An 18,244-nucleotide genomic window follows, 5' to 3' on the forward strand; every position below is an offset into this window, starting at 1 on the left:
GAGCCAGGATCAAACTCTCCGAAAAAGTACAAAACCGAAGTTTTGCTTTTCGCCAGTTTGACTGACTACCTATGATATATCATAGGATTTTTTTATAAAAACTCGAATTAACAGGTACGTTTTGTCTTGTTTAGTTTTCAAAGAACTTGTTTACCGCTTCAGAAGCGACTAGAACATCTTATCACATCCAAGTTGTTAGTGTCAACAACTTTTTTGTTATTATGTTTTTTCGTTTCTTCGTCATCAGCGACGTATATTAATTTACCACCATATATAATCAAAGTCAACAATATTTTGCATTAAATAATAAACTTTTCAATTACGACTAAAGCTGCTACACCTGGAATGCCCAACAAACCACTAATTCCGCTCGTTACAGGGTTAATGGAAACATGAAGCCCTAAACTCTCGCCGAATAAATTGAGACAAAATAAAAAAAGAGCGCCTGCGACAAATTTTATTCCGATAAGCCCTAACCATTTGAATGGATTCGCTTGAACACCCGACATAAACAACAATAAAACAGCTAACAAAATTGAACCAATCACAATAACAGGTTCCATAATCCTCTCATCTCCTCTTCATATGAATAGTAGAAGCATATGAGAGGATTATGGAAAATAGACCTGCTATCTCCAGTTGTTTAAACGTAAATTTCTCTTTTTCGCTTCTCTCAGATAGAAAAAGTACTTCGCTTGAGCAAGCTTTAATTCGAATAGAATGTCCGGTGAAGGCTCAACGCTATTTGCGACAAGCTTTTTTTGTCTGTTCCATTCTTCCTTTTGCTTAAAAAGCTGTTGAATTAATATCTCATCGAATTCTTTTCGAATTGATTTTCTGCGAAGAAAACCCATGTACCGTACTTCTCCTTCCTACATCTCACGTCTGCCTTCTAGAGCCTTAGAAAGTGTGACTTCATCCGCATACTCTAAATCTCCACCTACTGGGAGTCCGTGAGCAATGCGAGAGAGTTTAATTCCTGATGGTTTCAACAATCTAGAGATATACATGGCTGTCGCTTCTCCCTCAATGTTTGGATTGGTTGCAAGAATGACCTCTGTGACTTGATCGTCTTGCAATCTTTTTAATAGGTCAGGAATTTTAATATCCTCTGGCCCAATTCCGTCCATTGGTGAAATAGCACCATGAAGCACATGATATAAGCCGTTGTATTCTTTCATTTTTTCCATTGCGATCACATCTTTTGGATCCTGCACGACACAGATCACAGATTGATCTCTTCTTGTATCTTCACAAATATAGCAAGGATCCTGGTCGGTGATATGTCCGCAAACAGAACAATAAGTTAAATTACGCTTTGCATTAACAAGTGCCTTCGCAAAATCCAGCACGACATCTTCTTGCATACTAAGAACAAAAAAAGCCAGACGGACCGCAGTTTTAGGTCCGATTCCTGGCAATTTCATAAAGCTATCAATCAGCTTTGATATTGGTTCAGGATATTGCATCTTCAGTTATTCCTCCTAGAATAAACCTGGCATGTTCATTCCTTTTGTGAATTGACCCATTGTTTCATTCGTTAGTTCATCAACTTTTTTCAATGCATCATTTGTTGCTGCAAGTACAAGGTCTTGAAGCATATCGATGTCTTCAGGATCAACAACTTCTTCATTAATCGCCACATCAACGACTTCTTTTTGTCCATTTACTTTTACAGTGACCATGCCGCCACCTGCCGTACCTTCAAGGACTTTTTCTGCAAGCTCTTCTTGAGCCTTAGCCATATCCTTCTGCATTTTTTGCATTTGTTTCATCATTTTTTGCATATTTCCCATTCCACCGCGCATATGAACACCACTCTCTTTCAAATTGTTAATCTTTAATTTCAATTAAATCGGTTCCTACTAACTTCTTTGCTTCTGCAATTAATGGATCTTCTTCAGCAGAAGCTGCCTGACCATCTGCTTGTTCTTCAGGCTGATGATCTCTTAAAAATTCTTCTCTTATTTTACCCCATTGAGCGTCAGGAACGCCAACTAATTCCACTCTTTTTCCTAGCATAGATTCTAGCAGTTGCTCAAGATTGGTTCGAACACCACTTTTATCTTCGGCCACCATCTTACAATGTATTTCAAATTTGAATTTTAAAACAAAGGCATGAGTTGCCGCCGCAACTGGTTCACTATCTGTTAATAGCGCAGCGTGAGATACCTTATTTTGCTGTTTTAATTGAGCAAGAAGCTCTCCCCATTTGCCTTTTATTTTTTCTAGTTCCGGTCGCTTCGCTTCTTTTAAAATCTCATGAATTCGACCGACAGGTGCACGATAACCATTTTTATTACTCGTTTGAGGTCGAGGTGCTTCCGTTTTTGCTTGAGGACTCTGAGACTGAGTCATTGGAACACCCTCAGCTTTTAGCCTAGATAGCTCCTGTTCCAGCCTGTCTATTTTATTCGTTAACGCTGTTAGGTCGGAATCAGCCGGAGATGATACAGCACCAGCCGTTGACTGACAGAGCTTAACCACAGCTACTTCAAAGAAAATTCTAGGGTGGTTTGTCCATTTCATTTCCTGATGGCTTTTATTCAGCACTTCAATCGTTTCATAAAGAAACTGAGGTGCCACACGTTCTGAAAGAGCCACAAACTTATCGTCGACTTTGACTTTTTCAAGGACACCTTCAAGATCCGGTGCTGTTTTGTAAAGAAGCATATCTCTAAAGTAGAAGATCATATCCTCTATTAATTTCGCGGCATCTTTCCCCTGTTGAAGCAATTCATTTAACGTATCCAGCGCTATCGCAATATTTTGCTCAAAAATGGCTTCAGCAAGCTGACTAATGAAATGCTGAGATACAGCACCTGTAATGAGCAGTGCATCATCAATTGTGAGCTGTTCACCACTAAATGAGATCGCTTGGTCAAGGAGACTGAGTGCGTCACGCATGCCTCCATCTGCCGCACTAGCAATAATCTCGAGTGAACCCTCTTGTATATTTAGGCTTTCTGCATCTACAATTTTCTCCATTCGTCCAACTATATCTTTTGTCGTGATCCGTTTAAAATCAAATCTCTGACATCTTGATATGATGGTAAGAGGAATCTTATGAGGCTCTGTGGTAGCCAAAATAAAGATACAATGAGCAGGTGGTTCCTCTAGCGTTTTAAGAAGTGCATTAAATGCCCCGATAGAGAGCATATGTACCTCATCTATAATATAAACCTTATATGTAACCGCTGAAGGAGCAAATTTCACTTTATCACGTATATCCCGAATTTCATCTACCCCGTTATTTGAGGCAGCATCTATTTCAATCACGTCTGAAATCGAACCGGTCGTAATCCCTCTACAGGCATCACACTCATTACACGGCTCACTAACAGGTGACTTTTCACAGTTCACTGCTTTCGCAAAAATCTTGGCAGCACTTGTTTTACCTGTTCCTCTAGGACCTGAAAATAAGTAAGCATGAGAAAACTTTTTCTGCAAAAGGGCATTTTGCAACGTTTTTGTGATGTGTTCTTGTCCAACAACATCCTCAAAAACTTGAGGTCTGAACACTCGGTATAAAGCTTGATAACTCACAAATACGCCCTCCTCCATTTATCATCATGTTCATTATACATGATGCAACGATCAATTCAAAAGTACACCTTTATTTTCTAATAAACGAAAAAGAGCATTTCCTTTAAAGACTTTTTACTTTTCTTGATTTAAAAACGTGTTTTCTTGCTTTCTGAAAATGTCTGTCAGATCAACAAGAACATTCGTTCCCTTTATGAATTGCTCCAAAAATACCTCACCCGAAAATGGCTTTTTTACTATTTGTATAAACAAAACAACTGATATATTCTTTCAATAGCAACAAAAAACTCACCTAGATAAACTAGATGAGTTACATTTAATATTGATTTACCGTGCACCTTCTGTCGATTCGCTACCCCAAGCGTTACTTAAACAGTTAGCTCGGCCCAGGCAACCCTGCGGCACATGAGAGGTTTCACTTAATGCTGCTTCCTTCCGGACCTGACATGGTTCATGAATTCCCATTGCGCAGGACCCAGACGTCAACACCACTTATTTAAGGCAGACCTTGAAGTAAACGAACCTTGAGAAGGGATTCGGCCTCGCTAGAGCGGATTGCGAGTACAGGGCACCGCTACCTCCCCGCTTAGCACGGCAAAATGAATATTAAATTGTTGGTGACGCAGACATAAGTATACCTTCTAAGTGATAAAATTGCAAACGACATCCATTCATTTACTTTTCGCCTGCTTCTTACGCTGACGGAGGTCTCGAAAGAACTGACTTAACAGCTCACCACACTCATTTTCAAGCACACCGCCAATGACTTCAGACTGATGATTGAACCGCTCATCGTCCAATAAATTCATTAAAGTACCAGCACATCCACCTTTAGGATCATAGGCACCAAAAACGACCTTTTTCACTCTTGAAAGTACAATAGCGCCTGCACACATTGGGCACGGTTCGAGTGTAACATAAAGTACAGCATCTTCTAAACGCCAGCTACCAGTCATTTTACACGCTTCATCAATAGCAAGTAATTCCGCATGAGCAATTGATCGCTGTTCACTTTCCCTTAAATTGTGAGCACGGCTTACAATTTGATCATCAACAACGATGACGGCACCGATTGGAACTTCTCCTATTTGTTTTGCTTTCAAAGCTTCAGAAATAGCTTCTTGCATAAACTGTTCATCTTTCGTCATAGCACGGCTCTCTTTTCATGTTTTTTTAAAGGATATTGAGGTTAACATATTATCACAATCTTTTAAAGGGGGTCTTGATTTGCCAAAACAACAAAAGGCACTGCTTATTATTGACATGATCAATAATTTTGATTTCGAAATGGGACATGTGCTCGCTGAAAAAACAGAGCAAATGACCAATAAAATTTTAGCCCTTAAACAACACGCTTTCAAGAAAAATTGGCCAATTATCTATATCAACGACCACTATGGACTCTGGAAGGCTGATATCAAAGCTGTTATGGAAACATGCAAAAACGAAAGAAGTGCCCCTATTTTAGAACAAATGGCACCATCTAAAGATGATTACTTCTTAATTAAACCTAAGCACTCTGCCTTTTACGGAACAGCACTAGAGACACTCCTAAATGAATTAGGTGTGCAAGATCTTATTTTAACTGGAATTGCCGGAAACATCTGTGTCCTGTTCACTGCAAATGACGCTTACATGCGAGAGTACAACCTCACTGTACCTAAAGATTGTATTGCTTCAAATGATGATAGAGACAACGAGTACGCTTTAACGATGATGGAGAACGTTCTTCTTGCCAAAATCACAACAACTAAAGAGATCACGGATGAAAATCAAACATGATTTATCCATCACCCTCATAAATTGTTAGCAATAACAAAGGGGGCGTTGACCATTCAAATTTATGTTGTCAAAAGAGGAGATACATTAAATGAAATTGCCATGCGTTTTAAAACAACGGTAAATGAAATCATTCGGACCAACGACATCGAAACACCAAATCAACTAGTCGTTGGACAAACAATTGTCATCCCTATTAGAGGTCAATTTTATGAGGTCAAACAAAATGATACACTTTATCAAATTGGAAGAAGATTTCAAATTTCGGTAGAAGAATTGGCACGTGTGAATCGGATTCGACCTGAAGCTCTATTGCCTATTCGCTTCTTGCTTTATATTCCACAAAGACCGAAAAGAAATATTAATTCTAATGCTTATATAGAACCACGCGGAAACCAAGTCAGCGAAAATTTAAAGCAAGCAGCCAGAGAGGCATCTCCATACTTAACACATCTCGGCGCTTTTAGTTTTCAAGCGCAAAGAGACGGAACACTTCGCGAGCCACCATTAGATCAATTGCCTCAGATTGCCGCTCAAAGCAGAACGGTTTTATCCATGGTAGTCACAAATCTAGAGAATGATAAATTTAGTGATGAACTCGGGCGAATACTTTTAACAAATCAATCTGTCAAAACGACATTATTAAATGAAATCGTCCGCGTTGCTCAAAAGTATCAATTAAAAGAAATCCATTTTGACTTTGAATATTTACGCCCTGTTGATAAAGAAGCCTACCTTCAATTTTTAAGAGAAGCAACAACTCGTTTTCATCAACAGGGTTGGACTATTTCTGTGGCACTCGCTCCTAAAACAAGCAGTGAACAGAAAGGAAAATGGTATGAGGCGCATGACTATGAAGCAATCGGTAAAATCGTTGATCATGTTGTGCTAATGACTTATGAGTGGGGCTACAGCGGAGGGCCTGCACAAGCCGTCTCTCCGATCGGCCCTGTCCGCCAAGTCATTGAATATGCACTGACTGTCATACCTGCCAATAAAATTGTGATGGGGCAGAATTTATATGGTTATGATTGGACGCTTCCTTATGTTCAAGGAGGCCCTATCGCCAAAGCCGTCAGCCCTCAACAAGCTATTGCCATTGCTAGAGAGAATAATGTATCTATTTTATATGACGAAACAGCACAAGCACCTTATTTCCGTTATACAGATGCTAACAACAAAGAACACGAGGTTTGGTTTGAAGATGCAAGATCCATTCAAGCCAAATTTAATCTCATTAAAGAGTTAAACCTAAATGGAATTGCTTACTGGAAACTAGGTCTATCCTTCCCACAAAACTGGTTGTTGTTATCAGATCAATTTAATATTGAAAAAAGAACGACATCGTAATTCATACGCTCTATCTCTCAGAAGGGGTATGGTACAATATACATTGGTTTGACAACTTTATAGATAGAGGAGAACGCCTATGTATCCTGCCCCTTTTATTGCAGTGGAAGGCCCAATTGGAGCCGGAAAAACAACCTTGGCTACAATGCTTTCAAAGGAATTTCAATTTCCTTTAGTAAAAGAAATTGTAGAAGAAAATCCATTCTTAGATAAATTTTATGAAGATATGGAACAATGGAGCTTTCAGCTTGAGATGTTCTTTCTATGCAATCGGTTTAAACAGTTAGAATCTATTGAAGAGAACTATGTCAAAAAACAGCAGCCGATTGTCACTGATTATCATGTCTATAAAAATATGATATTTGCAGAAAGAACCTTATCTAAAAAGCACATGGATAAATACAGAAAGATCTATCACTTGCTGACAGATGATCTTCCTAAACCAAATGCCATGATCTATATAAAAGCCAGCCTTCCCACCTTACTTGATAGAATAAAGATGAGAGGCCGATCTTTTGAAGAAGACATTGATCCAGCTTATTTAAAAACCTTGATTGAAGATTATGAGTTGGCCATCGAACATTTAAAACAAACTGACCCAGGGGTTCCTATCATTACAATTGAAGGCGATCATACAGACTTCGTTTCCTCACAGCAAGATTACCAGCAAATTGTACAGAACATAAAGGAGCAAGTACTATGAAAAATATTGATATACCAAAGGATGCTGTCATTACAATTGCAGGGACAGTTGGTGTCGGAAAATCGACCATGACGAAAACAATAGCGGACAAGCTAGGATTTCAAACTTCTCTCGAAAAAGTAGATGATAATCCATACTTAGAGCCTTTTTATTCAGATTTCCAAAGATGGAGCTTTCATTTACAGGTCTATTTTCTAGCTGAACGTTTTAAGGAGCAGAAACGAATCTTCGAGTCTGGTGGAGGTTATGTACAAGATCGGTCCATCTATGAGGACACTGGTATTTTTGCTAAAATGCACGCAGACAAAGGTACCATGTCAGAGGTAGACTATGAAACGTATACGAGTCTATTTGAGGCGATGGTGATGACACCTTACTTCCCTCACCCAGATGTCCTTATCTACTTACATGGGGATTTAGATCATATATTACATCGTATTGAAGAGCGCGGGAGAGAGATGGAAACTCAAACCGATCGAGCATATTGGGAAGAAATGTACACTAGATATACAGAATGGATCGAACAATTTGATTTGTGCCCTGTGATTAAAATTAACATTGAAGATTATGACTTACTTCATGATGAAAGCTCACTTGATCCAATTCTTCATGAAATTGCTTCTGTTATTCAAAAAAATCGCTCTAACACAAAATAAAAAAAACCGCTGCATTTCTCGAATGCAGCGGTTTGACAATTTCCAATTTTTATGCGTTTCAATTCAACTAAGGTAAAATCAATATGGCGGAGGAAGAGGGATTCGAACCCCCGCGGGCTTTGACACCCCTGTCGGTTTTCAAGACCGATCCCTTCAGCCGGACTTGGGTATTCCTCCGTATCGACAAGAATTAATATATCATATCATCTTATTTTAAGTCAACATCTTTTCGAAAAAAAAAAAAAAAATCAACATTTGATTTTGGTATGATGTTTAGCCTATAAAAAGCAGCCGATTATCGGCTGCTCTTCATCTATTACGTATCCTGTCTAATTTCTTCTATAAAAAGATTCATCTCTTCTTTAAAATCATTTAATGACTCAATAATCTTTGTAAAGTCTGTCACTTGTTTAGCTTGTTCGTTTGTTGAACTGCTGATTTGTGAGATATTTTCAGATAAAGTGCCAATGCTGTCTTGGATTTCTTTTAAAAATGCATTAATGGTTTCAGCTGCTTCCTTTGATCCATCTGATAACTTACGTACCTCGTCTGCAACAACAGCAAAGCCTTTTCCATTTTCACCTGCTCTTGCCGCTTCAATTGCAGCATTGAGTCCTAACAGGTTTGTTTGTCTCGCAATACCGCCAATGGTTTTGACGACTTCTTCAATGTTTGCGGATTTCTCTTCTGCTCTTCCGGCCTGCTCGCTAATTTCTAAGCTTGTCGCAGCCAGTTCTTGAGAATGAGCAGCAATTTGCTCAATTCCACCTTGTAACTCTTTCGCTACTTTATTGATATGTTCCATATAGCCGCTTAATTTCTTCTCACGATGATGTGAAAAAGCCACTAAAAAAGAGCCAATCACTTTTCTATCTTCATCAAAAATCGGATAACCTTTTACAGCAATTTCATAACCATATAAAGACTCTGGCAAATGCCCATCATATTCTTGTCCTCTTAATGTCGTCGCCACGTTTTGGTCCTCTGGGTTTAAAGCGTCCCCTACTTTAATGCCAAAATCTACTGTGGTCGATGGATAATAGCAAAGTACCTTTTCTGTATCAGTGATGCCGAAAAGAACACTTTCATCTAGAACTTTTCTGAGTAATTGAGCCATTTCAACATAATAGTCAAGCCTATTCAAGGTTATTCCTTCTTTCCTAGATGCTTTTAGTTCTTTTATCGGCTTATTTTAGAAAAGCTGTAGAAGTTTAGGTAAAAAGAATAAGATGCCATGACGGCATCTTATTTTATCACTTCTTTATTTCCCATATAAGGACGTAACACCTCAGGAATAATCACTGTTCCATCCTCTTGTTGATAGTTTTCTAAAATGGCTGCAACAGTTCTTCCTACTGCTAAACCAGATCCATTTAATGTGTGGACGTGTTCTGGCTTTGCTTTAGGCTCAGGGCGGAAACGAATGTTTGCTCGTCTCGCTTGGAACGCTTCAAAGTTACTGCAAGAAGAAATTTCACGATACGTATTTTGGCTTGGAATCCATACTTCGATATCGTATTTCTTCGCAGCCGTAAAGCCTAAATCTCCTGTACACATGCTCATGACACGGTATGGCAGGTTCAATAATTGAAGAACTTTTTCTGCTTGGTTTGTTAGTTTTTCTAATTCTTCATAAGAATCTTCTGGTCTGACAAATTTCACAAGCTCTACTTTGTTAAATTGGTGCTGACGGATGAGTCCGCGCGTATCTCTGCCAGCAGAACCAGCTTCTGATCTAAAGCAAGCACTAAATGCTGCATAATTGATTGGCAGCTGCTCTCCTTCAAGAATTTCGTCACGGTGCATGTTCGTAATTGGCACTTCAGCCGTTGGAATGAGGAAATAATCTTCTTCTCGAATTTTAAAAGCATCCTCTTCAAACTTTGGAAGCTGTCCGGTTCCTGTCATGCTTGCTCTGTTGACCATATAAGGTGGTAGTACTTCAGTAAAACCAAATTCATCTACGTGTAAATCCAACATAAAGTTATAAAGTGCACGCTCTAACCGTGCGCCTAGCCCTTTATAAAAAACGAAACGGCTTCCTGTCACTTTTCCTGCACGTTCAAAATCCAAAATTTTCAGCTCATCGGCTACATCCCAATGCGGCTTTGGTTCAAATGAGAAGGCTGGCTGTTCGCCCCATTTTCTCACTTCAATGTTGTCATCTTCTGTTTCACCGACTGGTACAGAGTCATGAGGGATGTTTGGAATTGAGAATAGGATGGTTTGCAGGCTTTCCTCTACTGTTCTTAATTCATCATCTAACTTCTTAATCTCATCGCCTACCTCGCGCATTTCTTGAATAATGTGATCGGCGTCTTTCTTTTCTCTTTTTAGAACAGCCACTTGCTGTGATACTTCATTTCTTCGGCTCTTTAATACTTCCGTTTTGCCGATTAATTCTCTTCTTTTTTGATCCAGCTCACCAAACTTATCAAAATCCGCTAAATCTTCGCCTCGATGGGCTAATTTTTCTTTGATTTGATCAAAATCCGTGCGCAGTTGTTTAATATCCAGCATGTGTAACACTCCTTTTTTATCGAAAAATAAAAAGAGCCCTCATCCCATGAAAGGGACGAGAGCTCTCGCGTTGCCACCCTGATTGAAAACACGCCAAAAGCATGCTTTCCTCTTTCCTCTGTAACGGCATCACCGTAAATGCTTACTTCGTGTTTCAGCATTTCGCTCAAGGATGGATTCAGAATGCATCTTTCACCGATTCTCACCAACCATCGGCTCTCTGAGAAAGAGGGGCTTCTTACTATTTCCCGTCAACGCTTTTTCGATCTTTGATTGTGATTTTAATGTACTATAAGTTTTATCTCTTTTCAACCGTTTTATACAGCAAGCTTCGTTTTATAGGACTCCACCATCTCAACAAACAGCTGTGTTAACCGATGGTCGTCTGTCAGCTCTGGATGAAAAGAACAACCTAAGATATTGTTTTCTTTCGCCATCACAATCCTGCCGTCATACTCAGCCATGACCTCTACGCTCTCATCTGCGCTGATGATATGAGGCGCACGGATGAACACTCCTGTAAATGGCGTATCCAGTCCTTTCACTTCTACATCTGCTTCAAAGCTGTCTACCTGTCTGCCAAACGAATTACGTGCAACAGATACATTTAACAGTCCAAGATGAGCATCTTCTCGATCTTCTATATGCTTTGCCAGCATAATTAAACCGGCACAAGTCCCAAATATCGGTTTACCTTGAGCAGCGAACGCTTTAATCGGTTCAATGAATTGGTACGTATCCATGAGTCTTCTCATCGTCGTACTTTCACCACCAGGGATAATGAGACCGTCAACAATTTCTAACTCCTCTACCCGCTTGATGATCTTTCCCGCTGCGCCACAAGCTTCAATCGATTGAATATGCTCTCTCACCGCTCCTTGAAGCCCTAGTACACCAATTGTTAGCATGTTCGTTTGCGCTCCCTTAATTACCAGCCACGCTCTTGCATACGCTCTTCTGGCAATAGATTTGAAATTTCAATTCCTTTCATCGCTGTTCCAAGCTCTTTAGAAAGCTCTGCAATTAGACGGTAATCTGTGAAATGAGTCGTTGCTTCTACAATCGCTTTTGCAAATTTAGCTGGATTGTCTGATTTGAAGATACCAGAGCCGACAAATACACCATCTGCTCCAAGCTGCATCATTAATGCTGCATCTGCTGGTGTTGCAACACCTCCAGCAGCAAAGTTTACAACCGGCAATTTGCCGTCTTTTTTAATTTGAACCAATAATTCATAAGGTGCGCCTAGATTCTTGGCTTCTGTCATCAATTCATCTTCGCTCATTGCAACAACTTTACGAATTTGAGCATTGACCTTTCTCATATGACGAACAGCTTCTACAATATTTCCTGTACCAGGCTCACCTTTTGTCCGTAGCATAGAAGCGCCTTCTGCAATACGACGAGTCGCTTCACCTAGATCACGGCAGCCACATACGAAAGGTACTGTGTATTCATTTTTATTTAAATGGAATTCCTCATCTGCGGGCGTCAGCACTTCACTCTCATCAATATAATCAACACCAAGTGCTTCAAGAACACGAGCTTCCACGATGTGGCCGATACGTGCTTTTGCCATGACTGGAATCGTTACTGCATTTTGTACTTCTTCTACGATTCTTGGGTCTGCCATACGGGCAACACCGCCTGCTGCACGGATATCAGCTGGTACCCGTTCTAGTGCCATTACTGCCACTGCGCCTGCTTCTTCTGCGATTTTTGCCTGCTCAGCATTGACGACATCCATAATGACGCCACCTTTTTGCATTTCTGCCATTCCACGTTTTACTCGTTCAGTTCCCTTATTGCTCACAATTGTTTCCTCCCATTTGTCTATTCGATTGATTCAACACCTTTATCATACAAGCGACAGAGTATAACAATAAAGAGAATAGTATAACAATTCAATTAGCTCATAAAAAAGAAGAAACCCTTATATATCAAGGTTTCATAGTTAAAAAGGCATCATTTCCTCTTTTAAGTGTTATTAACATGTTATAATGCATCTATAACAATTCGAAACCATCTATAACAATTCCACACCCATTGGAGGATTTTCATGCATATTGATATCCATCGACATTCAGATACATCTCTTTCAAATCAGATTTACTTTTCCATCGTTGATCACATTCAATCAGGTCTGCTTCAGCAAGGCGATAAACTGCCGACTGTACGTGATCTAGCGAAACAGCTGAATGTGAGTCTTGTCACAGCAGCAAAAGCATATACACGGCTTAAAGACGACGGATTTTTAACGACTGTACAAGGGAAAGGTACGTTTGTGAATGAGCAGCATGAGCAAACCGACATCCCGGTTCAATCATCTACTTCTTTCGATTGGCAGTTATCGATCCCAGATTATTTACCAAGGTCTCAATTCGCTCAGTATCACTATGTCGAAGAAGCCATTAATCTTTCTTCCTCTATGATTGATCCTGGTCTTTTACCTAACCGGTATTTAGAAAAAGAAATGCAGCATGTCCTAGCCCGGCATCCTCAAATCATGTCAAAATACGGAGAAATACAAGGTGACCTTCAGCTTCGTCAGGTCATTCAATCATTTCTAGAAAAATTAGATGTCCCTTCTACTCCTGAAAATATCCTTGTCACTAGCGGTTCTCAGCAAGGACTTGATTTAGTGGCACGTACATTTATCGGGCCGGATGATGTAGTTGTCATGGAGGCGCCCACTTATCCAGGCGCAATTGATGTCTTTATGGGGAGAGGAGCACGAATTATTACGGTTCCTGTCGATCATGAAGGAATGAACATGAAACAGCTTCAAAGCATTTGTGATAAATATAAACCAAAGCTCATCTATACCATTCCTACTTTTCACAGTCCTACAGGCGCCAGTATGTCGATGAAACGAAGAAAACAGCTGCTTTTACTGGCACAAAGCATTGATTGTCTCATTGTAGAGGATGATCCTTATCGTGAGCTTTATTTTGAAAAGAAACCGCCGGCACCCATTAAAAGCCTAGATCACGATGGACACGTCATTTATTTACGAGGATTAAGCAAGACACTGGCTCCAGGATGCAGAATTGGAATTATTACAGCGTCAGGCTCTATATTTAACCGTTTATTAGCTGCAAAAGCCAATAATGATTTAGGGAGCCCGCTTCTCACCCAAAAGGCGATCTTACCGTTTCTCACTTCCAAGAAAATGATCGATCATACGAAAAAATTAAGAACTGCCTTGAAGGTGAGACGCGATTTGATGATGGATGTGTTGACAAAGCATGCGCCAAAGGACGTCACGTGGCAAATCCCACAGGGCGGGCTCAATTTGTGGCTTAGCTTTCCTTCCTGGGTCGATACACGTGCCCTATTACATGAGGCACGGAAGCAGCAAATCACCTTCCTGCCTGGCTCTGTCTGCTATCCTGGGGAGCCGAAGCAGAATTATATACGCCTTAGCTTTTCTTATGTGAATGAAAAGGCACTGACGGAAGGTATGGAAAAGTTATGTGGTATTTTTCAGCAGGCCTTGTCTACACCTCAAAACCACAAACAATCTCTTTTCTTTTAACGATAAAAAAACTGCTCTCACATATAGAGAGCAGTTTTTTTATTAGAACCAACCTTTTACTGTGTCGACGATTCCACCCCAAATGCCAGCGAAGAATCCACCTACACCACGCATTGCAAGGATGAACCAGTTTGCTTTTTCATCACCTGTTTTCGTCACAAGCTCAACACCTGATTGGTCTTTACTCAAATAGCCGTAGTCCTTCTCATCACCAGAATAAGAAGTCGTCAGCATGCCAACCTTTGTTCCTTTTTTAATCGGAGCTTCTAGGTTCTTTTTATCAATATTTACTTTCGCTTTATAGCTCTTCTCGTCACCATTTTTAACCGGTACAGAGAAAGCTTCTTTCGTCACGACGGGTACTTCTTTATCTTTCCCTTTATCGACTTCGATGTTTTCATGTCCCTTGATTTGTTGGCCTTTTTTGTACATTTCTTTCATCGTGAAGTTTTTAAAGGCATAATCGAACAATTTTTTCGCCACATCAAAACGAGCTGTATGAAGATTTCCTTTAGCATTCAGGACAACTGCGATCACACGCATGTCACCACGTTTTGCTGTACCTGTGAAGCTAGAACCAGCTGAATCAGTAGAGCCCGTTTTCAGACCGTCTACGCCTTCATATTCTTTCACAAGTCCTTTAAGCATAAAGTTCCAGTTTGGCATGTCCATTTCGTCATCTGTGCCTTCTCTGAACTTTGTTTTCGCGATGCTTGCTGTTTCAAGAATTTCTGGATGATCTTTGATGAGATGCTGTGCAAGCAAAGCCATATCCTTTGCGGAAACTTCGCTTTCTTCATCAGGTCCCGTACCTTTAGGCTGTTTGCCATGTAAGTCTTTATTTTCTAATCCAGTTGCATTCACGAATTTGTAATTGGTTAAGCCAAGTTCTTTTGCTTTTGCATTCATTTTTTCAACAAACTTTGATTCTGATCCAGCGATTACCTCTGCTAGACCAATTGCTGCTGCATTTGCTGAATAAATAGCCGTTGCTTGATAAAGTTCTTTGACAGTATACGAACCATCTTTTCTCAATGGAACATTGGATAAACTGCGGTCCTGAGAAATTTCGTACACGTAATCATCTGGCGTATATGTTTGATCCCATTTCACTTTGCCTTCAGCAATTGCCTCTAGTAATAGATACTCTGTCATCATCTTTGCCATACTTGCAATAGGCAGTCTTTGTTCTGCGTTTTTACTATAAAGAATTTTACCTGTAGAAGCTTCAATAAGGATGGCTGCTTTCGCATTCACATTGAATGGATCTTCAGCCGCTTTTGCTTTGGACATTGGGGTAAATGCAGTAACAATCAATGCCAATGCAAGGATAGAGACCATAAGCTGTTTCAACATCTTGCTGTTCAATCGTCATACCTCCGTATTCATCTTTTTTCGACGTTTTTCATATATATTTAATCCACAAGGGCTTATTTCGACACAACAGTATAAATTTTATCACAATAAAGACAAAAAAAATAGACAGAGTCATAGACCCTGTCAAATGTAATTTGATTGTCACAATTTATCAAGAAATTGTGTAGTTTGGTGATTCTTTTGTAATTTGTACATCATGTGGATGGCTCTCACGAAGACCTGCACCTGTCATGCGAATGAATTGTGCTTCTTCTCTAAGAGTACGTAAGTCCTGTGTTCCACAGTAGCCCATACCAGAGCGAATACCGCCAACAAGTTGGTAAACAGTGTCAACAACTGGTCCTTTATACGGTGTACGTCCTTCGATACCTTCTGGAACGAATTTTTTATTATCTTCTTGGAAGTAACGATCTTTACTTCCTTTTTCCATTGCAGCAACAGAACCCATACCACGATATACTTTGAAACGTCTGCCTTGGAAAATTTCTGTTTCTCCTGGGCTTTCAGATGTACCAGCAAGAAGGCTTCCCAGCATAACAGCATGTCCACCAGAAGCTAATGCTTTCACGATATCACCTGAATATTTAATTCCACCATCTGCAATAATAGATTTACCATGCTTTCTTGCTTCTGTTGCACAGTCATAAATCGCTGTGATTTGTGGTACACCGACCCCTGCAACAACACGTGTTGTACAAATCGATCCTGGTCCAATACCCACTTTTACAATATCTGCTCCAGCTTCAAACAATGCTTTTGTTGCTTCAGCTGTTGCAACGTTACCAGCAATGATGTTAAGAGAAGGATACGTTTCACGGATTTTCGATACAGTGTCTAGAACACCTTGAGAATGACCGTGTGCTGTATCAATGACGATCACATCAACATTGGCTTCTACTAATTTTTTCACACGAGTCATTGTATCGCCAGTGACACCTACAGCGGCACCAACAATTAAACGGCCATGTGCATCTTTAGAGGAGTTAGGGAATTCAATCACTTTTTCAATATCTTTGATGGTGATGAGACCTTTTAATGTTCCTTCGTCATCTAAAAGAGGTAATTTTTCAATTTTATATTGCTGAAGAATTTTTTCAGCTTCTTCTAATGTTGTTCCAACAGAAGCTGTCACAAGTTCCTCTTTTGTCATCACGTCGCTAATCTTCATTGAATAATCCGAAATAAAACGAAGGTCACGGTTCGTAATAATCCCAACAAGCTTTTGATCTTGTTCGTTATTAACAATCGGTACACCAGAAATACGATATTTACCCATTAAATGTTCTGCATCGAATACTTGATGATCTGGTGTTAAGAAAAATGGATTTGTAATAACGCCACGCTCTGAACGTTTTACCTTGTCCACTTGTTCAGCTTGCTGCTCAATAGACATGTTCTTATGGATGATTCCAAGACCACCTTGACGTGCCATTGCAATCGCCATTTGCGATTCCGTCACAGTATCCATTCCTGCACTAATAATTGGAATGTTCAGCTTTAAAGTGCTTGTTAACTCAACTGATAAATTGACATCACGCGGAAGCACCTCAGACTTTGCTGGAACAAGCAACACATCGTCAAACGTCAAACCTTCTTTTGAAAATTTACTTTCCCACATTAGTAAATCCCCCTCTTTTCGGCAAAATATTATATGTAGATTATCAACTAGGAAACAGCATGTCAAGGAAGCAACAAACAGTTGCAATTTTTAGAAAATATAAAGAGAGTTGAGGAAGAAGATGAAAAGTTCAGGATGGAAGGATTTAAAACGTTTTTACTCACTTGAAACTTCCCAAAAGTTTCTATTTCAACAGTACGAGAAACGGAATATTCAGGATGCAAACCAACAAGCCTATAAAAACTGTGAACGATTTATTTACTTTTTAAAGCACGGTCATACATTTTATGACCAAGCCGCATCAGCTCCACTTGAACTAAAACCGATTTTATTGTTTTATGGAATGGCACAGCTGTTAAAGGCATGTTTGCTGACAGTGGATCCCGACTATCCTTCTCAAACCTCTGTCTTAGCTCATGGTGTCACCTCAAGAAAAAGAAAGAAGCAGCATTATCGTTTTAGTGAGGATGAAGTCAAGATTCAGCGAAACGGATTATGTATGCATGTATTAAAGCACTTATTTCATTTAAATGGTCTTGAAGATGAACGATTTACGATGATCAATCTCCTTTCAAAAATACCTGAAATGGGTCATATTCTAGAGTTTCAAAAACAACCCTCTACTTTAGTGAAAGTAGAGCAAGCCAATGGCATGTTGATTCAAGATCATATTCCCTTGCTCTATAATATGTCTGCCGAACGTTTTATTGAATATTTTGAGTTCCATACAACTTGGAAGCTTAAGCAACGAGAGGCTAAAAAACTAACATTTGATGTATTTTCAGAAGAAAACCCTGCTCTTGCTACTCATCTTCATTATGATTTAGAAATGAATCAATGGTTCATTCCAGCAACACGAGATGCCTTTTTAGGGATTCCTGAGATTATCAGCCATTACTTGTTAATGTATAACCTCAGTATGATTGCCCGCTACGAAACAGAATGGTGGTACGAGCTTTTATCTCAATACATTAGTGATGATTATGTCATGATTGAACGTTATATGGAGATTGCAGAGGACAAGTTTCCGGCTTATATCATGATGCTGCTAGAAGAAAACACAAAAAAGACCAGTTCCGACTGGAACTGATCCTTTGAAAAGCTTGGCGGCGTCCTACTCTCACAGGGGGAAACCCCCAACTACCATCGGCGCTGAA

17 protein-coding genes, 1 tRNA gene, 1 other RNA gene, 1 pseudogene and 1 other annotated feature are annotated in these 18,244 nt (G+C 39.7%); of the genes and pseudogenes, 6 read left to right on the forward strand and 14 right to left on the reverse strand.

The window, feature by feature from the left end:
• Positions 1–299: 299 nt before the first annotated feature.
• From ACTJJD_RS19180 to tadA, 7 genes are all read right to left on the reverse strand, one after another.
• Positions 300–563, reverse strand: coding sequence for a pro-sigmaK processing inhibitor BofA family protein (locus tag ACTJJD_RS19180; protein ID WP_012009068.1), 264 nt, complete (start codon positions 561–563; stop codon positions 300–302).
• Positions 564–629: 66 nt separating this feature from the next.
• The gene (locus ACTJJD_RS19185) at positions 630–854 is read right to left on the reverse strand and encodes a YaaL family protein (RefSeq protein ID WP_008342008.1); all 225 of its coding nucleotides are present in this window, start codon (positions 852–854) and stop codon (positions 630–632) included.
• A gap of 18 nt (positions 855–872) precedes the next feature.
• Positions 873–1,469, reverse strand: coding sequence for a recombination protein RecR (recR, locus tag ACTJJD_RS19190; RefSeq protein WP_003218094.1), 597 nt, complete (start codon positions 1,467–1,469; stop codon positions 873–875).
• 15 nt (positions 1,470–1,484) lie between these two features.
• The gene (locus ACTJJD_RS19195) at positions 1,485–1,808 is read right to left on the reverse strand and encodes a YbaB/EbfC family nucleoid-associated protein (protein WP_008342011.1); all 324 of its coding nucleotides are present in this window, start codon (positions 1,806–1,808) and stop codon (positions 1,485–1,487) included.
• Between the two features lie 25 nt (positions 1,809–1,833).
• The gene (dnaX, locus tag ACTJJD_RS19200) at positions 1,834–3,546 is read right to left on the reverse strand and encodes a DNA polymerase III subunit gamma/tau (RefSeq protein WP_008342013.1); all 1,713 of its coding nucleotides are present in this window, start codon (positions 3,544–3,546) and stop codon (positions 1,834–1,836) included.
• Positions 3,547–3,876: 330 nt separating this feature from the next.
• Positions 3,877–4,141, reverse strand: an RNA gene (ffs, locus tag ACTJJD_RS19205) — signal recognition particle sRNA large type.
• 76 nt (positions 4,142–4,217) lie between these two features.
• Entirely contained in the window at positions 4,218–4,694 is a 477-nt protein-coding gene (gene tadA, locus ACTJJD_RS19210) for a tRNA adenosine(34) deaminase TadA (RefSeq protein WP_008342015.1), read from the reverse strand.
• A 79-nt stretch (positions 4,695–4,773) separates the two neighbouring features.
• Between tadA and ACTJJD_RS19215 the strand changes: the two genes are divergently transcribed.
• From ACTJJD_RS19215 to ACTJJD_RS19230, 4 genes are all read left to right on the forward strand, one after another.
• The gene (locus ACTJJD_RS19215; RefSeq protein WP_017359012.1) at positions 4,774–5,328 is read left to right on the forward strand and encodes an isochorismatase family cysteine hydrolase; all 555 of its coding nucleotides are present in this window, start codon (positions 4,774–4,776) and stop codon (positions 5,326–5,328) included.
• A gap of 99 nt (positions 5,329–5,427) precedes the next feature.
• On the forward strand, positions 5,428–6,675 hold the full coding sequence (locus ACTJJD_RS19220) for a glycoside hydrolase family 18 protein (protein WP_235701447.1): 1,248 nt from the start codon (positions 5,428–5,430) through the stop codon (positions 6,673–6,675).
• Between the two features lie 79 nt (positions 6,676–6,754).
• Entirely contained in the window at positions 6,755–7,378 is a 624-nt protein-coding gene (locus tag ACTJJD_RS19225) for a deoxynucleoside kinase (protein WP_017359014.1), read from the forward strand.
• Positions 7,375–8,034 carry a deoxynucleoside kinase gene (locus ACTJJD_RS19230; protein ID WP_008342023.1) on the forward strand — a complete coding sequence of 220 codons (660 nt, stop codon included), beginning with the start codon at positions 7,375–7,377 and terminating at the stop codon, positions 8,032–8,034. Before ACTJJD_RS19225 ends, ACTJJD_RS19230 begins: the two co-directional genes overlap by 4 nt.
• Positions 8,035–8,118: 84 nt before the next feature.
• On the opposite strand, the gene ACTJJD_RS19235 is transcribed toward ACTJJD_RS19230, so the two are convergent.
• From ACTJJD_RS19235 to pdxS, 5 genes and pseudogenes are all read right to left on the reverse strand, one after another.
• A tRNA-Ser gene (locus ACTJJD_RS19235) sits at positions 8,119–8,211 on the reverse strand.
• 139 nt (positions 8,212–8,350) lie between these two features.
• Positions 8,351–8,683, reverse strand: a pseudogene (locus ACTJJD_RS19240) (methyl-accepting chemotaxis protein); the annotation flags it as partial.
• A gap of 596 nt (positions 8,684–9,279) precedes the next feature.
• On the reverse strand, positions 9,280–10,554 hold the full coding sequence (gene serS, locus ACTJJD_RS19245; RefSeq protein WP_008342028.1) for a serine--tRNA ligase: 1,275 nt from the start codon (positions 10,552–10,554) through the stop codon (positions 9,280–9,282).
• A 48-nt stretch (positions 10,555–10,602) separates the two neighbouring features.
• Positions 10,603–10,818: a binding site (T-box leader), on the reverse strand.
• Positions 10,819–10,871: 53 nt separating this feature from the next.
• A complete protein-coding gene (gene pdxT, locus ACTJJD_RS19250; RefSeq protein WP_065461496.1) occupies positions 10,872–11,462 on the reverse strand; it encodes a pyridoxal 5'-phosphate synthase glutaminase subunit PdxT in 591 nt (196 codons plus the stop codon).
• A gap of 20 nt (positions 11,463–11,482) precedes the next feature.
• On the reverse strand, positions 11,483–12,367 hold the full coding sequence (pdxS, locus tag ACTJJD_RS19255; protein ID WP_039170343.1) for a pyridoxal 5'-phosphate synthase lyase subunit PdxS: 885 nt from the start codon (positions 12,365–12,367) through the stop codon (positions 11,483–11,485).
• A gap of 246 nt (positions 12,368–12,613) precedes the next feature.
• Between pdxS and pdxR the strand changes: the two genes are divergently transcribed.
• Positions 12,614–14,092 carry a MocR-like pyridoxine biosynthesis transcription factor PdxR gene (gene pdxR, locus ACTJJD_RS19260; RefSeq protein WP_008342034.1) on the forward strand — a complete coding sequence of 493 codons (1,479 nt, stop codon included), beginning with the start codon at positions 12,614–12,616 and terminating at the stop codon, positions 14,090–14,092.
• Positions 14,093–14,134: 42 nt separating this feature from the next.
• Here the strand turns inward: pdxR and ACTJJD_RS19265 are convergent, their stop codons facing one another.
• Together ACTJJD_RS19265 and guaB are read right to left on the reverse strand one after the other, a co-directional pair.
• The gene (locus tag ACTJJD_RS19265; RefSeq protein ID WP_008342036.1) at positions 14,135–15,460 is read right to left on the reverse strand and encodes a D-alanyl-D-alanine carboxypeptidase family protein; all 1,326 of its coding nucleotides are present in this window, start codon (positions 15,458–15,460) and stop codon (positions 14,135–14,137) included.
• A 160-nt stretch (positions 15,461–15,620) separates the two neighbouring features.
• Complete coding sequence (gene guaB, locus ACTJJD_RS19270) at positions 15,621–17,087, reverse strand: IMP dehydrogenase (protein WP_008342039.1); 1,467 nt, start codon at positions 17,085–17,087, stop codon at positions 15,621–15,623.
• 121 nt (positions 17,088–17,208) lie between these two features.
• On the opposite strand from guaB, the gene ACTJJD_RS19275 reads away from it, so the two are divergent.
• On the forward strand, positions 17,209–18,177 hold the full coding sequence (locus ACTJJD_RS19275; protein WP_366967631.1) for a YaaC family protein: 969 nt from the start codon (positions 17,209–17,211) through the stop codon (positions 18,175–18,177).
• Positions 18,178–18,244 lie beyond the last annotated feature (67 nt).

This window comes from Bacillus sp. 22446 (assembly GCF_052044955.1).
Classification (GTDB): Bacteria; Bacillota; Bacilli; order Bacillales; family Bacillaceae; genus Bacillus; species Bacillus altitudinis.

What these genes read in the sequence shown, in the direction of transcription:
- ACTJJD_RS19180 (WP_012009068.1), bottom strand. Translation starts at nt 563, where the DNA reads ATGGAACCTGTTATTGTGATTGGTTCAATTTTGTTAGCTGTTTTATTG.
- ACTJJD_RS19185 (WP_008342008.1), bottom strand. Translation starts at nt 854, where the DNA reads ATGGGTTTTCTTCGCAGAAAATCAATTCGAAAAGAATTCGATGAGATA.
- recR (WP_003218094.1), bottom strand. Translation starts at nt 1,469, where the DNA reads ATGCAATATCCTGAACCAATATCAAAGCTGATTGATAGCTTTATGAAA.
- ACTJJD_RS19195 (WP_008342011.1), bottom strand. Translation starts at nt 1,808, where the DNA reads ATGCGCGGTGGAATGGGAAATATGCAAAAAATGATGAAACAAATGCAA.
- tadA (WP_008342015.1), bottom strand. Translation starts at nt 4,694, where the DNA reads ATGACGAAAGATGAACAGTTTATGCAAGAAGCTATTTCTGAAGCTTTG.
- ACTJJD_RS19220 (WP_235701447.1), top strand. Translation starts at nt 5,428, where the DNA reads ATGCGTTTTAAAACAACGGTAAATGAAATCATTCGGACCAACGACATC.
- ACTJJD_RS19225 (WP_017359014.1), top strand. Translation starts at nt 6,755, where the DNA reads ATGTATCCTGCCCCTTTTATTGCAGTGGAAGGCCCAATTGGAGCCGGA.
- ACTJJD_RS19230 (WP_008342023.1), top strand. Translation starts at nt 7,375, where the DNA reads ATGAAAAATATTGATATACCAAAGGATGCTGTCATTACAATTGCAGGG.
- serS (WP_008342028.1), bottom strand. Translation starts at nt 10,554, where the DNA reads ATGCTGGATATTAAACAACTGCGCACGGATTTTGATCAAATCAAAGAA.
- pdxT (WP_065461496.1), bottom strand. Translation starts at nt 11,462, where the DNA reads ATGCTAACAATTGGTGTACTAGGGCTTCAAGGAGCGGTGAGAGAGCAT.
- pdxR (WP_008342034.1), top strand. Translation starts at nt 12,614, where the DNA reads ATGCATATTGATATCCATCGACATTCAGATACATCTCTTTCAAATCAG.
- guaB (WP_008342039.1), bottom strand. Translation starts at nt 17,087, where the DNA reads ATGTGGGAAAGTAAATTTTCAAAAGAAGGTTTGACGTTTGACGATGTG.
- ACTJJD_RS19275 (WP_366967631.1), top strand. Translation starts at nt 17,209, where the DNA reads ATGAAAAGTTCAGGATGGAAGGATTTAAAACGTTTTTACTCACTTGAA.